The organism is Sphingobacterium athyrii (assembly GCF_003071065.1).
Classification (GTDB): Bacteria; Bacteroidota; Bacteroidia; order Sphingobacteriales; family Sphingobacteriaceae; genus Sphingobacterium; species Sphingobacterium athyrii.
In genome coordinates this window covers 506,379-524,924 of record NZ_QCXX01000004.1, presented here as the reverse complement: position 1 = coordinate 524,924, position 18,546 = coordinate 506,379, and the positions used below count along the sequence as shown (strand labels likewise).

At 41.6% G+C, this 18,546-nt stretch carries 9 protein-coding genes; all 9 read right to left on the bottom strand.

The window, feature by feature from the left end; translation table 11 throughout:
• Nucleotide 1: 1 nt before the first annotated feature.
• Nucleotides 2-931 carry a glycoside hydrolase family 43 protein gene (locus DCO56_RS16755; RefSeq protein WP_108634900.1) on the bottom strand — a complete coding sequence of 310 codons (930 nt, stop codon included), beginning with the start codon at nt 929-931 and terminating at the stop codon, nt 2-4.
• Nucleotides 931-2,331 (bottom strand): glycoside hydrolase family 140 protein, encoded by a 1,401-nt coding sequence (locus DCO56_RS16750; RefSeq protein ID WP_108634899.1) that lies wholly within the window; start codon nt 2,329-2,331, stop codon nt 931-933. Before DCO56_RS16750 ends, DCO56_RS16755 begins: the two co-directional genes overlap by 1 nt.
• Nucleotides 2,332-2,335: 4 nt before the next feature.
• Nucleotides 2,336-5,446, bottom strand: a complete 3,111-nt coding sequence (locus DCO56_RS16745) for a DUF6298 domain-containing protein (protein ID WP_181390585.1) — start codon at nt 5,444-5,446, stop codon at nt 2,336-2,338.
• Between the two features lie 9 nt (nt 5,447-5,455).
• Nucleotides 5,456-7,084, bottom strand: a complete 1,629-nt coding sequence (locus tag DCO56_RS16740; RefSeq protein WP_108634898.1) for a polysaccharide lyase — start codon at nt 7,082-7,084, stop codon at nt 5,456-5,458.
• 112 nt (nt 7,085-7,196) lie between these two features.
• Nucleotides 7,197-8,828, bottom strand: coding sequence for a polysaccharide lyase (locus tag DCO56_RS16735; protein ID WP_108634897.1), 1,632 nt, complete (start codon nt 8,826-8,828; stop codon nt 7,197-7,199).
• 120 nt (nt 8,829-8,948) lie between these two features.
• A complete protein-coding gene (locus tag DCO56_RS16730) occupies nt 8,949-10,982 on the bottom strand; it encodes a RagB/SusD family nutrient uptake outer membrane protein (protein ID WP_108634896.1) in 2,034 nt (677 codons plus the stop codon).
• Between the two features lie 8 nt (nt 10,983-10,990).
• A complete protein-coding gene (locus DCO56_RS16725; protein ID WP_108634895.1) occupies nt 10,991-14,275 on the bottom strand; it encodes a SusC/RagA family TonB-linked outer membrane protein in 3,285 nt (1,094 codons plus the stop codon).
• Between the two features lie 27 nt (nt 14,276-14,302).
• Complete coding sequence (locus DCO56_RS16720; protein WP_165309239.1) at nt 14,303-14,866, bottom strand: DUF3826 domain-containing protein; 564 nt, start codon at nt 14,864-14,866, stop codon at nt 14,303-14,305.
• 222 nt (nt 14,867-15,088) lie between these two features.
• The gene (locus DCO56_RS16715) at nt 15,089-18,544 is read right to left on the bottom strand and encodes a malectin domain-containing carbohydrate-binding protein (RefSeq protein ID WP_245935851.1); all 3,456 of its coding nucleotides are present in this window, start codon (nt 18,542-18,544) and stop codon (nt 15,089-15,091) included.
• Between the last annotated feature and the right edge of the window lie 2 nt (nt 18,545-18,546).

The following is an 18,546-nucleotide window of genomic DNA, read 5'->3' as shown; positions in this document are numbered from 1 at the left end:
ACTATTTCTTTTTGGCTTCATCCCGAAGCAAATTTTTTAAATCTTTATTGGACGCTTTGAAGATCGTTCCATGTTTATGCCCTTCTGGAACGGAAATCTTGTCGTTGATCTTTTCGAAGACCTTGAAATCTTTGGTGGACACAGCCTCATAGCTTTTACTTCCATAGGAATCGAAATAGATCAACCACTGATCTTTTACTTTAATCACTGCTGGCCCCTCACTTAAATACGGCGAGAAAGGCTCAGAAACCTGTTGAAATGGTCCTAGCGGGTTGCCTGCAAAGGCAACTTTTAGATTCCGGTTGGGCCGCGTGTTTTCTTTTAGTACCAATACATAATCTTTCTGCGCTTTCTTGACAATGACCGCATCAATGATACTAAACCCGGGATCGCTAAATAATTTCGTGGCTGTAAAAGATTTAAAATCCTTGGTTGTTGTATAGTACATCCGATGATTATTATTTTCCTCTTCTACGCCTTTCGCAAAACGATAAGGGATCGTGGAGGCCCAAATAATTATAAATCGGTCCTCTACATCATCATAAAATAATTCTGGCGCCCAAACATTGACGGTGGTTGCTTCTTGTTGCATCACTGGAACGATCTGTTGATTTTCCCAATGGATCAAATCTTTTGAACGGGCATAACCAATCCCCTCATTTCCCTGCCAGCCAATGGTCCATACCAGATGATAAATACCTTGTTTATCCCTGATCATCGACGGATCGCGCATGATTTTCTGTTTTCCTAATTCCGGCTTTAAATACACCCCATTAATCGCATTCCAATGGTATCCGTCTTTACTATACAGATAGCGCAAACCTTCATTGGCAGGTTCGTGGAATGAGGTAAATAGGTAAACATCCCGCTGACATGAAGCCAAGAGCGATGCCACACTAAATAAAATAAACAATTTGACCAAATTCCTCATTAAATGCTATCTAAGATCAATACCCAGTCATTTCCGTCCTTTTGTCCTCCCTCAGGTACAAAAGTTTGTACACCTTTGTTTTCAAACTCCCCAATCACCTTGGTCGATCCATTTCGAGGGTCAAACCAAGACGCTTTTACCTTGTCCCCTTTGATTTTTCCCATATTAATTTTCATTTCTCTACCGTTGTAATTGTAGATAAATGCATAGCCATTTGTTCTTGTCGCTACTAAACGATTGTATTTCTCACCATTATCCGCAATTAAAGACTGATCTGGAACACGATCAAAGTAATTGTCCCTAGAAAGCATAAGTTCTTTTAAGTACTTCATTTGAGCAGCACCAGGTGCATTGATTGCCGAACTCCATACTTCATCCGAACCATAGGCCGAAGTGGAGTCTTGCTTTCCATGCATCTGCATGACCGAGTTCTGTCCGTAGGTATACCCAAATGCGCCTGCAAATACAGACCAATAACCGTATCTTCTGACGTCAGCATCTTTCCAGCGCGGTTGGGTGATATCGTGTAATCCCTGTGGGATACCTTCATAAGAGGGTTCTCCGTCGATCGTCGGCTTAACGGGCTTCATATCCCAGTCGGCTGCCATAAACTTCCAGTTATCCTCACCATAATGTTTCTGTTCATTCGCAGAAGTATCCTGAGCATAAGTACGGTGTCCAGATTGCACCATGTTGAAATCTAGCCAAGGTCGATCGTGGAACCAATCCGAAGAGGCTGCTCGTCCTCTCGGATGGTACGTCATCAGGTGATTTTTATCAATCGATTTGATGGTTTTACCTATCTTATCCCACACTTCCATCTTGTCAGATCCCTTGATATCACCCCCATTTAACCAAATGATATTCGGACGATCTTTCCACCTTTCCGCAAGAAACGTGGCGTATTTTTCCGCTTGCTCAGCTGATACTTTTCCATCCTTCACCGGTGATCCCCAAACTGGCACCAAAGCTACATAGAGTCCTTTTTCAGCAGCCTTGTCAATGATATAATCGACATGATCCCAATAATCGTATTCCGTTGCCTTATCAGGATTGTTACCTTCGGTCACCAGCGGTCTGGAAATATCTTTATTGACAACCGAAGAATCTCCATAAACATTTACAGAAGGAACGGTATGCAAGACCATCGCCTGAATGACATTGAAGCCCTTTTGGTTTCGATCTTCAAGGTATTGATCGGCTTCGGATCGGTTGAGTTTATTAAACAATAACCAACCTGTATCACCCAACCAAAAGAAGGGCTGTCCATCTTTGGTCATCATGTATCTGCCATTTTCAGATATCTTCAATAATGTAGTGTGCTTTGACTCTTTATTGGAAGTACATGAAAACAGTGCTCCTGCAACTGTAAATAATATAAGTTTCTTACGTATAGACATGTTGTTATTTCTTATTTAGCCAAATAATTTCCGGCCCTTTTATATAATTGCTTAAATTAATGTGCTTGCCCAAATTGATCTGCTCGGTTTTGGTAATCGCTCCGCTTTTCGGATTAATATGTGTCATTTCAAAACGTCCTTTATAATCGGATAAGTCAATGTTTTCACCTATAGCTTGCTCGCTATAAATAATCAATCCCTGCGTGCTCTTTAATAGCCACGTACCGCTGTTGACTTGTACAGCTTTCATAGTCGATGCCGCACGGTAGAAATCATTGTTCCCTATTTTAGGTAAGTTGGCCATAGACCCTCCGGCCATAAAAGTGGCCCAAGCCATCGTTGGATAGTTGTCCGCAAAGTATAACACTGCCTTGTCTGGATATCTTGTCCGGTACTCGGATACCGCTTTATAAACAGCCTCCATCGACGTTTTCTTTGGTTTCAACAATCGTGCATGCTGACGTGGTGCCAGATTTTGTCCTCCTTGGGGCGCATAGGTCTTTCCATCGGCTTGGTAATGCCAGTAGCGGATATCAATGACCTGGATTTCTTTGGCACGTTCGGTGTCCGATAAAATGGCATCTTGCACATCTTTCGTTGCACTCAAACCAATAATTGGATTTTTACCCGTCTCAGCCTTCCATTCTTTAATCACATCTATCCAAAACTGAACGAAATGCAAAGGTCCAGTATATTCGGCACTGATCATCTGAATGACTCCCGAGTTGTCTTTAAAGTTATTTAAACATTGACGGATGTATGCGCGGTGTAATGCCCGACGAACAGGGTTACTGATATCATAGAACTGCTCCGCCATGAAAATGCGCTTGTTTCCGGCATATGGAACGGGTTCCGGAAATCCTACATTGTTAATATTATTGGCGGTCCGCCATGGGAAGTCCGCATAATGCGCACCGGCTTCGATAATATTATGTTGGAAATAATTTTGGTGAATCAAGACTAAACCTTTTTGGTCGGCTAAATCTGCATATTGTTTCAAGCGCCCCCAATAAAATTTGTTATACTTTGTCAAATCATATTTCGACAAGCCGTCATACGCTAAGCTCTGGCCGCTGCGCGCAAAGGGCAATTCATAAAACGGTGGCCAAACCTCCCCATTGATCCGTCGGATACGCTCGTGATCATCGCGTCTCCGATCATACCAAAGTCCGTAATTGTGATCAATGGCGATAATATTATCTTTTTTTAATGAATCCGTCATCTCCTCAAGATCGTCCGTCAATCCCCTGCCAGCCTCGCCAGGAACATAGCGAGTGATATGTGGTTTTGCTTTCTCAGCACCATATGGCCGAGCGCTACCACTCCACCATGGGACATCCGATTTGGCCCCTACGAGTACTTCATCACCACGTACCAACCAACCGTTTACGACACGCATATCTGCTTGTTTTTTTGCTGGGGTAGTCTCTTTATAGCCAATTTGATCGATGGTCTTTACATTTGCGGTCGTATTTAAGGGATAACGATTACCGGCTTCTGCAATAAAGTCAACCAGCCTCGTCATTGGATTTTCAGACTGACGTGTCAGCTCCATGGCAACACTGACAGGAGGGCTACTGGATGCTTCGGTCAGAAGGGGCAACAGTACTGCGCGTTCATCAGCCGCTAGGCCAATTCTTTCCCGTAGCTGTGCATAATACAAGCTTTTGGGCTTGATGTATTCGTTAGATTGCTCCCAATAGCCGTCTCCCTGAAACTGGGACCAAATGCCAAAGGCCCAGTTCTGCGCCGTTGGCGGTTGGTAACACTCAACAAGCCCCGCTGTAGATTGCCAAAACACGCTATTTGCCGCTGACCAGCCCGCGCCTTGGCCGTCCTGACCTCGGTTTTTGTAGCTAAGGGCCTGTGCATCTATATCCGCATTATCAAATAAAATTCCAGACGCCCAACTGTCTATACTACCACTAAAACTAAATGGTTCTACAGCTTGGCATTGAACAAAAGCATTTGGTCCTGCTGCCAGGTAGCCTACTGCGAAATCATGGTAACCATGTTCGGAATAGAGTCGTTGAAACAGTGTCTGCTGCCCCTTTGTAAAAAAGGTATATCTTCTTTGCCCGCCGATTTCCGAAACTGGATCCAAAGAAATACAATCTTCAACGGTTAATTTTTTAGTACTTGCCAAAGCGTAGACAGCTGATCCTGCAAAATGCTGGAACTGCATGCGGCGAACCCAAACGTTTTCTGCATTTTCAATCGTAATTGCCATCCAGCGATGGTCTTCGTCTTTCGGGTTATTCGCATCGAAAGCAGATTTAAGTGCAATATTTTCGATACCAACATTTTCGATTCTTCCTTTCCAAGTATATTGCTCAACAGTCGCTTGGCCATAGCGTCTATCCAATGCTGTTGTGATTGGCGCATCAATCTCGATACGATTACCTTTCACAGCGACGATCGTTCTATCCCATGTAACATCGCGTTGCCCGGGCTTCCAACCTAAGGAAGTAATACCACCACCAAAATGATCGGTACCAAGCTGATTAATCCAATCTTGCGTGGAAGGTCTTGTAATCCTAATTTTATCTCCAGCTTTATAGGAAGCGGCATGATCAATATCCAATACCCGCGCGTTGACAGGGACGTAAGAACTTGTTACATTTGTCTTTTTCGCAAATGTGATATCGTCTTTTCCAAGAATACGGATGAGTGTTTCTCTTGTTGTTCCCTCACCAACGATGACGGTTCCATTTGTTTTGAAGCCACTACCACGCAGAATAACACCTGAGGCACTTAATTTAAGGGAACCAGAAACAGCATAGGTTCCGGCTTGTAAGAGAACTGCACCGCGCAGCCCATCTTTACCTAAAGGCAAAGATGAAACATAGTCGATAGCAGCTTGTATACGCGCTGTCGCATCGCCTGATCTTACAGGAACAACGACAGCAATCTGTCCTGTAGGAATAGCTTCGTTGCCCCCTTTGTATCCTGCATAGGAAAAGTCAGGAATTTGGTTTCCAAGTGAATCCTTATGATAAACAAACTTTGCCTCATCCCATACCAAAGGAGTATATGCCTTCATTTGTTGTGCATGTGCAGTACAGATAAAGGCATATAGTCCGAGACAAGAAAAGAACAGCATTCTTTTTCTCATGGTTATTTCTTATTTTTTGGGCACGACAGCATCTAATGCTACAACCCCATTTAAATAGTTCTCAATATTGGCGTAGCCGTTTTTCGCTATTTTTCTTGAATCGCTTGGATCATTGGGATTCAATCCCATATTTTTCTCCACATCATCCGGAATACCATCATTGTCTGCGTCTTGGTAAGGTACTCCCTGATAAACCGGATAGCCGCCTACCTGTGCGATATCAGATATAATCCCCTGCTTGTAGGAATCCGCTGGCAAACGTCGTTTCACATAAGGCGATACAAATCCATGCTGCGTCTTATCTTGATTGTAGTAAACTTTATTCTCAGCAACTTGCTTTATAATCCGTGTATCCACTGCATCTTGCTTTGGCAAAAATGCGCCTACATTTTCAAGGACATAGTTGTAAGCATCTTGTGCGGATAGTGTTGTAACGGGTGCCATTGGAAAAGCTTTATCCACCCGAATTTCTTTTTCGCGTTCGCCTACATTCGGTAGATCTTCAATCTGAATCCCTCCAGCCCAATTGTCTTTAGTAACTTTTGGGAAACCCTCTACCACATTTCCATGCGCATACACTTTTCCATATTGATCCTTAAACGCCTTATCTCTTCCAGATTCCGGTTTTAAAATCCGGTATGCAATCGGCTTATCTTTTGGTGTAATGGGACCAGGTTTATAGTAGTTATTGATAAAATTAAATAACGACCTATTATCACCACCATCAGCACTTCTATTCCACCAATTCCAAATAACATTATTGACAAATCCAAAGTCGCCATACATCCCTATGGAAGGATTCCGGCTGATATTTGAAGCCCAGAGATTACGCATAAAGGTGCTATTCAAACCACCTATTGTACTTCCGAAAGCATGGTTATAGGCATCCAGGCATTCCGAAAATATGGAATTTTGGATCGTAATATTTACTGTAGGTAATTTGAGGTTCTTACCTTCCCGATCGTATACATGCCGATAGATCGACATATTTTCATCCAAGCCCCAGCTTGCAGATACGTGGTCAATCATAATATTGCCCACTACATTTCCTCCTACAGCATCATCACGGCGCGTTACATCGGTTTGCCCACGACGTAAACGTAAAAAGCGTAAAATAACGTCGTGCGTATCAATTAGAAAAGATTCTCCGGCCACACATATCCCATCTCCAGGGGCTGTCTGTCCAGCAATCGTGATATAGGGAGCCTTAACGACAATCGGTTTTTCAAGTTGAATAATACCGGCAACATTAAATACGACAATACGTGCGCCACCGGCTTCACAGGCTTCTCTCAACGTTCCTGGACCACTGTCCGCAAGACTCGTCACGACAAAAACTTTTCCGCCTCGACCTCCAGCAGTAAAAGCACCGCCGCCTTCAGCACCGGGGAATGCTTTTATTTTTGCCTGAGGCAAGTCACTAGGTTTTGCTGCCCAAGGAATATAGGGCTTACCTTCGGCCTTCATGGCCTCTTGTGCTTTTTCCCAAACCTTTTCTAAACGTATGTTTTCCGTATTTTCCCGCTCAGCAGCCAATTTCTTCAAAGAATCCGGAATAACTGGATATTGCGCCAATGCAGCTATTGGGCTTATTAGGCCCAATAGTAACACGGTATTTCGATTAAATAACGATTTCATATGCAGATGATTAACTTAAGCCCACAAGCTCAATTTATTTCTTTCGATTATATGAAATACCCCAGCTTATTTGATGCTGTATTTGTCGTCTAAACAGGGGTATTCCACGGATTTATTTAGCAGCCAATTTATTTAGGTAGAGTTCAATGTTTGCGTAACCTGACGCTGTAATTTTTGCCGAATCACTCGGGTCATTCGGGTTTAGTCCCATTTGTTTTTCTACATCATCAGGAATACCATCGTTGTCAGCATCTTTATATGGTTTACCCTGATAAACTGGATATCCACCTACTTGAGAGATATCGGTAATAATGCCAATCTTATACGAATCTTTTGGCAATCTTCTGTGTTCGAAATCCTTTTCAGGTAATTTCACGTTGCTCAAAAGTTTGACTGGCTTACCATTTTTCACATCTGCAATAACGCGTGTATCCACAGGATCTCTTTTAGGCAAGGTTGCTCCTGCATGATCAAGAACAAAACCATAAGTTTCCTGAGCAGTCATCACTGGAAAATGAGCATGTGGAAATTCTTCTTTAGCATTCATCGCCGCAAAGTATGGTTGTGCTTCCTCATAGGTCATCGCATCCCCTTTTTTATTTTCCAACTGTATACCCCCATCCCAGTTATTTGATGTTACTTTTGCATTACCTTCAACGATATTACCTTTTACATGAGCACGACCAAATACAACATAAGGCAATTTACTTCTTCCTGATTCCGGTTTTAAGATGCGGTAACTTACAGGCTGACTCAACGGAGTCGCAGGGCCTGGTTTAAAATAATTGTTGACAATATTGTATGTAGCTTGGTAATCGCCACCGTCAATTGAACGATGCACCCAATTGTAAACCACGTTGTTGTAAAAGTTGAACAAACCATTCCAACCAATAGATGGATTACGGGCTGCATTATTTGCCCAGAGGTTACGCATAAACGTACAATTTTCTCCACCTAAAGTACTTCCGAACGCGTGGTTCCATGTATCTAATGCTTCAGAAAAAATAGAATTTTGAATAGTAATGTTTACAGTACCGCGTTTCTCCTCTGCCTTTCCGGTACTATCATTATACATATGACGGTACATGGACATATTTTCATCCAAACCCCAGCTTGCCGAAACATGGTCTATCATAATATTTCCTACAGGATTACCACCGATCGCATCATCTCGACGGCCGACATAAGTTTCACCGCGTCTAAAACGCATATGACGGATCAAGACATCGTGTGTGTTGATCCAAACAGATTCACCGGCCACGCAGACACCATCGCCCGGAGCGGACTGCCCTGCAATGGTAATATAAGGAGCGCGGATAATTAAAGGTGTTTTCAGGCGGATGATACCGGAGACGTTAAACACAATAATACGAGGCCCACCTTTTTCGCAAGCTTCGCGCAATGACCCGGGGCCATTGTCTTCCAAGCTTGTAACCACATACACATTCCCACCGCGACCACCAAAAGTAAATTTACCGCCACCTTCAGCTTCTGGGAAAGCCAAAATCTTAGCTTGTGGGAGATCATCAGGTCGGCCTGCCCATGGAATATAAGGTTTACCCTGTTTCGCATATTCTTCTATGACAGGTAGGGCTTTTTGCCAAGCTTCATCCGATTGTTTGGTCGCTTTACGCATCAGCTCATCTGTATTCTTCTTGACATCTTCTGGAATTTTGGGATACTGACAAAATGCGATTGACGTAATGAGACTCAACAATGCTGTCAGCGTTATTTTATGTAACATGTTTATCTAGTTAGTAGGATTTATAATTTCTATTTCAAATATATGTCAATTGTACATTTATTAAAAGCAATGTATGTCACAATTCACATACATTGCCTTAATATTTTAAGCAAAAGGAACCTATTTCAAAGGGTCAAAAGTTCCTGCTCCATTCATGCTATCCCAACCTGTCGTTTGTTGTAAATAAGGTGAAGTAGACAAGATTGTTTGATTTAATCCGAAGAAATAGTATTGCGGATACCATGTGAAAACCCAGTTGTTCTTAATTGGATCCAAATCATCTTTTTCTGTGATGGTGAAATAATTATCGTAAAGGTAATCGAGGTATTCATCTTGGTTTTTGATATCTCCTGGATAAGTGGCGGGTTCGCGCTCTATAACAACCAAATTACCATTCTTATCTCTCAACAAAGGGTCTTTATCCCCTTTATATTCAGCATCTTTATTTTTAAATGTAATCAATATACCTGTTCTTCTCGTCCCATTCAATGGTTTTACGCCAATACGTTTAGCTGTTGGCGAATCTTTTTCAAATAACTTCCAGCGTCTAAGATCGTAAAAACGCTTACCCTCATAAGCAAACTCTAGTTTTCTTTCATTGATCACTGCTCCAAATAATTTATCACGATTTCCTGCAACAGAGGCTAAACCATATGATCCATCGCCAACTTCAAGTCCTGCACGTTTACGAATTTCCTTGATTCCTTCCAATCCTTCGGCTAATTTATCCGAACCGATAGCAGATTCCGCCAAATTCAAAACTACCTCTGCAAAACGTAATTCAATAAAGTCTGTACCGCTTTGTTGAAAACCAGATCCTCCATTAGACCTATTGTTTGCACTCGGGTTAGAACCTTTCCTTAAATAAAGACCACTGGCATTCAATCCCGATCCTTCAGTAGATAAATAAGCAGTACCGTTCTCATTTTTCCAATAATAGGTCCATTGACGATAGTTCGGTCCATCGGCATAAGGGAATAGCGCTCCATTATAAACAAAAGTCTTGTCAAAGCGTGGATCCCGGTTTTTATAAAATTTCTTCGCATCATAGGTATATTTTGATGTCGGGTCATCAATATTTTTACCGTCTAACATCGGAAAAGCATCTAAAATTTGCTTAGTCGGAGCAATCGAACCTGAGCCAGAAATTGCTCGAGGTCGAATCACCTGTTCCCAACCATTGTTTTTAACACCATTAGCTGTTGCTGTACCAGTGTTAAATCCATATACGATAACGGCTTCTGTGTTTGCTGTACCTTCTTGCATAAACATATTGGCCCAAGCTTTTCCATCTGTTGAACCACCTGTCTGGAATAATCCAAAACCATTTTGCTCCAATAAAGTTTTGGCTTCTACATTTGCAGTGTATGCTGCTTCCCAACGATCGCGTGAGTCATTTGGATTAAATTGCGGGCTGGCATATGTCAAGAGCACGCGTCCTTTTAACGCTGCGGCTGCACCACTGGTAATGCGGCCCCAATTTGCAGCATTCCATTTACCAGGTAATAAACTCTTCGCCATATCCAAATCTCTCACGATTTGTTCAATACACTCTGACGTTGTGCTTCGAGGAACGGAGTTAGCATCATTATTTACAACTGTTGGAGTTTGCGATCCAAGAACCAAAGGCACTCCACCGTACATACGCACCAATTGAAAATATTGAAAGGCACGCCAAAAGTACATTTGCCCTTTCATCTGATTGCGCGTTGCCTCATCAATCCCCCCCTGATCAATTTTTTCTAAAAAAACATTGATCTCTTTCATCCTGGTCCACACATTGTTGGCAACACTTGCCGTCATCCGCTGACCAAAGTACTTGTTGGCATTGTCATTGACATAAGAAATGACATTCCATGTCTTATTAAAAGCTGTCTCGCCTGCCAGTTCATCCGTCGTTTGTGTAAAGGTATTTGTGTACCCTCCATTCTCAGCGGCATCCTGCGTTGCGACAAATGATTGTGCATTATTTGGCGGCAAGAATAAACCATATACATAATCTACATAGGCTCCAGCCAAGATTGGATCTTTAAACACCTGATCTTCACCTACAGCTCCAAAATCCGTCTTTTCTTCCAGAAAATTATCTTTACAGGCTTGATTGGTCAAAAGCAAACACAGAAGCCCTATATTTAAAATTGTTAATTTTTTCATTTCTCAAATTATAAAGTCACGTTAAGACCAAAAGAATAAGTTTTCAAATTTGGATAAACATCCCAAGCGGCACCATTTCCGTCTTTATAACTGAATGGATTGTACAGTATAAAAGGATTCACTGCACTGATATATGCTCTCATATTTGATACTTTTAGATATTTAACCAGCTTTTCAGGAAACTTGTATCCGACATTAAGGCTACTCATACGCAACTGAAAAGCCGGAACAGTCCAGAAACTTGACCTTACGTCATAAATAGAAGCCCAAAACGGATTGGGCATCGTTCCTGTCGGATTTAACTCAGGATCATAAATATTTCCCCATATTGCCGGTACATTTTGATATACCCTAGAAATGTCAGTATTCAACGGCTTACGTTCGGTAATTTCGTTGTAACCGCCAAAGGAGCCTGTGATTACCGATTCTACACTAAACCCTTTGTAACCAACCCTTAACGTCATACCAAGAGAATAATGATTTGTTGCATTCTTTGCCAATTGAATCTGATCATTTTGATCGATGATGCCATCAGGTGCTGCAAAAGTTCCGTCGGCTTGTATGGGGCCGCGAACATCGCGATAGTATAACATACCCGGCCTCAACCGATTAACAGGTTGATCAAAAACTTGGGTAATATTGTATTGATTTACATAGCGCTCAATATCCTCTTGTGTCTTGAACATACCCAAATAATCGTACCCCCAGGCACCATTGTCCGAAGGTCCATTAGGATGTGCTATCCATGGTTTTAAAATATCAACATCATTAAAATTGTCTTGAATCACTTTGTCATTCCACCAAGATAAGCGTGCACTGACACCATAGCTAACCTCGTTCACTTTATCTCGCCATCCCAAATCAAAGTCGAGACCAAAGGTGTTTTTCTTACCATAGTTTTCGGCTGCGACCGTTCCACCGACAGTAACCGGAATATTAGCTGTACGTTCGACCAACAAATTTACACCCTTATTATAGTAACCATCAATCGTAGCTGACAATCGGTTATTCAAGAATCGAGCATCGATACCAATATTGTTTTTGTATTCATCTGCCCAAGTCGCATCCCGATTAGGGGATTTCTCCATTCTCAGCCCAGTACTTGCATCGACATTGTTATTGTTGTCCCCAAATACAGCCCCTTTTCCCTGTTGATAAGTATAACGTTGTAACCAACCCCAAGCCTTAGTTTGATCATTACCCAGCTTACCATGTGATACACGTAATTTCAAATAATCAATAGCTTTGACATGAAAGAAGTCTTCTTCGCTGATTACCCAACCCACAGAAATATTATAAAATTTCCCCCAATAATGTTCGGGGGCAAATTTTGTGGACGCATCCGAACGAAATAGCACTTCGGCAAGGTATTTATCACTATAACGATAATTTAAACGGCCGACATATCCAAGGGTGCCCGACTCATACGCTGCGGTACGCCCATCAACAGCCCCGAAGGCTGTTCCGAACTGCCCGTTGGTATTGGAAAGCGGGCTATCTTTCCAGACGTCTTCTTGCGAAGAATTCGCTTCAGCTTTTTCTACCGAAAATAAACCGGAGAAATTATGTTGTTTCCATTGTTTATCATATGTCGCTGTAAAGTTGGCTTGATAATTATTGCCTGCCGCATTCGAAAAATAAACCCGATTACCATTACTATAGCTTGCAGCCTTCGCACCACTGACGTTATCATCATAAATATGACCATATTGTCCACTTCGCTGATCGAATGTATAAGTTTGATATTTGGTACCAATTTGCGTGCCCCGGTCATTCTTATAATTTTTGTTATAAGATCCTCTTAACGTTAAGCCTTTTAACCAAGGTGCTTGGTATTCACCATTCAAGTTGATACTAAATTGACGTGAATCTGTTGTCGCCAAATTGGCTAACTTTTGCAACTCAAAATAATGATAGGACGATAAATCACTAGCACCAACAGTTCCTGGTAAACGCACAGGCAGACCATTGATATAAGCTGGTATATAAGGTGAGGCTAACAGGAGATTACGATAATCATTATCATCGTTTTCACCACCAATCTTGTTAAAGGTCTTCTGCTGATTACCCGTATTTCCAGACACCTGTATACCTACTTTAAAATTACTAGCCACCCGGATATCACTACCGGCCCGGAAATTCCAACGATCATAATCCAAGGTCCCTAAATTACCGTTTTGCTTGTTATAGGCCACATTGGCAAAATAGGTCGCTTTATCTGCCCCGCCCGAAATATTCACGGAATGCCGCGTCAGATAACTTGCTTTCCAAGCATCATCCAACCAATTGTAGGAGTGGCCTTTAAAATAATCCAATTCATCTTGAGAAAAAAAGTAATTCTTATGCTCGGGCTTTGTAGGATCCGTAACCGCATTATAATTCCCATTCGGGCCGTTCAAAATATTAAAATAATTCCCAAACTGGTAAGCATCCAACACTTTCGTCCGATAAGTTGCATCATTTATTGCATACGAACCATTGTAACTGATCTTCGGCGTACCTACTTTTCCTTTTTTTGTCGTCACCAACACCACACCATTAGCCCCTCGAACACCGTATACGGCAGCCGCACCATCTTTCAAAAAAGAAATACTTTCAATCTCCGAAGCATCCAAATTACTAAACAAGGTTGCATCAGGTTGATTTTGGCCATCCACCTGCACCACACCATCGATAACATATAGCGGGTCTGTGGTACCACCATCCTTACTCGGCCCCATTGGTTTTCTGATTGTTAACGTAGCTTTTGATCCCGGACGACTCGTTCCTCCGCTAACACTAAGTCCTGCAACCCGGCCCGCCAATGTTGCACCCACATTCGTCGAGGGTAAATCTTCGATTTCCTCCGCTTTAATCGCTACGACAGAGCCCGTTAAATGCGCTTTTTTCTGCGTGGTGTAACCAACAGCAACAACCTCTTCGAGTTCCTGACTATCGGCTTCCATGCGTATATTCAATACACTTTGGTTTCCAACTGGAATTTCAAGTCTTTTATAACCAACAAAATTGAGCACCAAAATCTCGTTTCCAACAGGCAAGTTCAGTCTAAATGTACCATCTGCATCTGTTGAAGTCGCGGTCTTTGATCCCTTAATGGATATCGTTACTCCGGCAAGCGGTTTTCCATTTTGATCAACAACCTTTCCTGTTATATTCTTAAAAAAGTTTAAATTGTATTCACTTAGATTTACTCCATAGGAGTATGACGGAATGATCCCGCCAGTCATTATTCCAATAGCCAGCAGTTGTGCCAACCTTTTAGAGGATTTACTCGGGAATATGAGCTGATTCATAATTTGGGTATTAGTTTATTTACTGGGTTATTTTTTTAATCTCGCAGCCCACTTATCGCCTTCTTCCTTTAGGTTATAGCCATGAGACGCTAAATAGTTATTGATTTTGCCTTTGTATTTACCAAACCAAGCGTGTTTTTTTTCCGAAGATTCAGCCTGCATCGCAAAATCCCGTGCTTCATAAAGCAAGCTGTCGATCATATGCACTTCGTCTTTTGTGAGTCGAGGAATCATATCCTGGTAAGCTTTCACAGTATTCGGATAGACATTATAGGTCATACCGTTTTTAACGGCCTCAACTTCTGGGTCTGTTAAAACCTCCTTTAGCCGTTTCACAAACGCTTGATTTAAATTGGTAGTTTCCTGTAGCGTCTCCTGCGTGATCTGCTCTTTTAGGCTCTTATCCGTATTCTCCTTAATTTTTAAATCCCGAAGTGAATAACAAGCATTTAAAAGATAATACTGATCACGAATAATGTGAACGGCTTTTTCTTGTTTGGCTTGATCCTGTAACGCCAATTTAGCTACAATTTTTTCGGATCGATCTGTAATGGTTTTCCAATAAGCGTCTTCTGTTTGACTAAATGTCATAGATACACTTAAAAATAAAAACATGAGTAATGCAAAACGTTTCATAGGCATGAAATAGTTTATCCCTTTTTGGTTATTATTAAACATTAAATAAAGTCCCTTACCTTTATTTTCTTCTATAAACGCTCAAATAAACTTCAAAATGACATTAAAGAATTTTTGAGTCTTCAATATAACTGAAAATTTTATTGACAACCGTCATGTACTATGCTGGCAGCTAGGCTATTTAACCTCTAAATTATCAACAATAACACCCTCTAAATCAGAAGAGTATAGTTTAACAAAATAGGTACCCGCATTAATCATTGTCTTTGTATCAGTATTGATATAATTCCATTTGCCTACACGTGTAGGTTCCAATTGTATTGGAGCTTTAGGCACTAGCACATGCTTATCTTTGTCCAAAATTTCATAATAACCACGACGTGCTTCTTTAAATGGATTATGATACTTAATCGATAACGCATACACATCTGCCGCTCCAACCTGAAACTGCCAACCGATATAACCTCCTTGATTGTTGAATACCAAACGCTTTTGTCCTGCAAGCTCGATTTCGGAAACACCGTCGCGCCAGCTACTTTGATAGGCCTTATAGTTTTTCACCTCTTTCAAGTCATAAACTGGCAGAAGACCGCTTTGCTGCTGAAAGACCAGAATTTCCCCTTGCGTCTTGGCCGTTATGGAAAGCTCCTCGCCTGCCTGCAATACCTTACGGAATACCGCCAGATATTTCCCTGTATTCAATTGCACACTGTCTTTGGTCTGTTCAAAATCATCAGGCTGATTACCCCCCAATAAGAAAACATTGGTAGGCTCTTTAAAGCGTAGACGATAGGCTCGATTACTATCCAACTCGAAATATTCTGAGCCAAACAAGAATGATGGCAATGAAAAAAACGATGTTACCTTATTCCCTTCCTTTTTCAATACACTACCTATATCCAACCAGCTGTGGAGCTTAATATCTTGATTCCCTAATTCAAGATTATAATGCTTTTGATCAAGCGATAAGATTGTCCTGTTTTCTTTTGATGCAATAGCAATGGCCTGGATCACCGCCTGACCAGCATAAATACGTGGAAAATTAATCACAATCTTTCCATTCATGACTTTAATAGGATAGCTTTTTTTTAAGGCCTGCTGGAATCCAGCGTTTTTATAAATATCAAACTGATCTTCCACAACTTGACCATTAATGGCGATATCAAAAATACGATCTCCTTTTCCGGGTGAAAATTTTCCGTACCAGGGTTCGGCAAAATATAATTCGACGAAATAATCTCCATTGGGTACGTCAAACTGATAGCCCAACTTATCAAGCCCATAGCGAAAGGTCTGAAAAAGCGGCCAGTCTTTAGTTCCTTTAATTGGATCAAAAATTATTCGTTGGCTGGCAAAATTAGTGTTCATCCCTTCAAAATGATCTGCCCAGGATTTACTGCCCCAGCCCAGTTCGGATCGATAAGGTTGGTCAGCTGTCCAGTTTCCCCCATATTCATCTGTATAATTATCGCCGCCGCAATTCACGCGATAGAGATAGTGATATCCTGGATCTGGTTTTAGAATCTCTGATGGAGTCTTATACAAGTCACCAAAATGTGGACTTTCAGGAAAGTTCTGTAGTATAATGGTATCACGGCTAACAACTTCTCCTCCTATTCTTCCTTCGGCGTACAAGACATTATATCTCACATCAACACCGTTAAATTCAAAATGCCGACCAAATCCGGGATGTTGTTTTTTTCCAAGCGATAATGAACCGAGATCGTTGAAAAGTTCGACTTCATCACAATTCGAAAAAATACGAATATTGTCTTTTATCCCAGGGGTCAACCAACGATTCGGCCAAGAATGCATGGCGATATACAGCATAGGTTGCTCTTTCTTACCATAATGCGATAGATACATATAATACGCATCTGTGGGCTCCCCCCAGGGTGTCAACAACCCTTTATAATTAACCGGCCCAATCCGATCAATCTCTCGATTTCCTTCTCCCCCCTGGATACGGCCAGGATTATCATGTGAGTTCCAAAGCCATAGATAATGGCCAACAGCGCTATCTTTCACAGACTCTGCCAAACGTACCTTGGTCTGTAAAATATCAGCAAAACGTTCTTCATTGTAATTATTTTCGTTGGGTAGATAGGGCGGTTCGGCATGCATCCCCAGACTGCGCCAAGCACCATATTCCCCCACGAGCTGTTGCTTTTTTAGATCGTCACCATAGGTTTTTTGATCCCCCCCATAAGTACCTGTCCAATTTTGCGGTACGTCCCAATCGGTCCCACTACCGCCATTACATGTGGTTACTAAACGTTGTATAGATGCTGTTGGATCTAATTTGCGAATCAACGCAGTACATTCACGTGCAAAATCTTCCGGAAGCGTACTTTCATTTTCAAGTCCCCATAAAATTACTGATGGACTATTTCGACGTTCACGCACCCATTCTGTCAGCAATCTCTTGAAGTTCTCCCGAAATGCAGGCGTATCAAACCAGATGTGTGCCGCAAGCTGTGTCCATAACAAAATACCATGTTGATCCCATGCCTGTTGATAACGCAGGTTATGGGGTTGATGCGCATCACGAAAGGAGTTGAACCCGAGTGCTCTGATCTGCTTAATACGGGAATCGATCTCTTCCTTTTCGAAGGCGTGTGACTGCCCTAATTTATGCTCATATTCCGCTATACCATTTATAAATACTGGCGCTCCATTAACTAAAAGACGTGGATCACCGGATGGTTTTAACCCTTTTGACCAGCGAACAGTGCGAATTCCGTAAGGTGTTTCTATCTCGTCTATGATCTGTCGACCTATTTTTAACGTCATTTTTATGCGATATAAATAGGGTGAGGCCACAGACCATAATTGTGGATTTGTAAAAACAAGATCTTTCAGTCTAATTTCCTTTATAGCATTTCGTTTGATCTGGTCTTTTGATGTAGATCGAACAATTAGTTTTCCTTTTTGGTCCAAAACCTCTGTTATAAGCTCCAGATCTTTATTAACTTGGCTTTTATTACTCACTTCCACGACTTGGTGTACAACCGCCTTCTTATGATCAATAGTTTCATCATTCCAATAATGTTCACCAAAAGGCGTAATAGACACTTCATTTTTGATCAATAGACTCACTGGACGAAAAATTCCCATAGGCTGCGATCCTTCAGAAAATCCCCGTTCTGTCGAACAGCCTCCATCCACCCAAGGAAGATCCATAATATGTGCCGGATGATCTGCCCGAACGGCCAAAAGATTGGGACTCCCATCCAATTTGATCGCATCAGTGACATCAAGTGTAAATGTGGTTCTTCCCCCAGCATGATATCCTACCTGTATGCCGTTTAACCAAACTGTTGCATAGGATCCTACCCCCTCAAAAAATAAATAGAACCTATTTTTATTCCTTTGCTGTTTAAGAGAAAAAGTTTTTCGATACCATGAGTAACCGTGTAAATTGCCATGCAGCAATCTGCGATATCCTTCGTAGCTATCCCAATTATGTGGGACATTTACTTTCCGCCAATCTTTATCTGTCTTAAAAGACAAACGGTGAAATCCACGATACCTAGCAGAATCTTTTTGGTCCATTATCGTCAACCAGTCAGTATCCAGAGCAATCGTTTTACGGATTTTTTGACCATAGGAAAACATTCCGAATAATAACATAC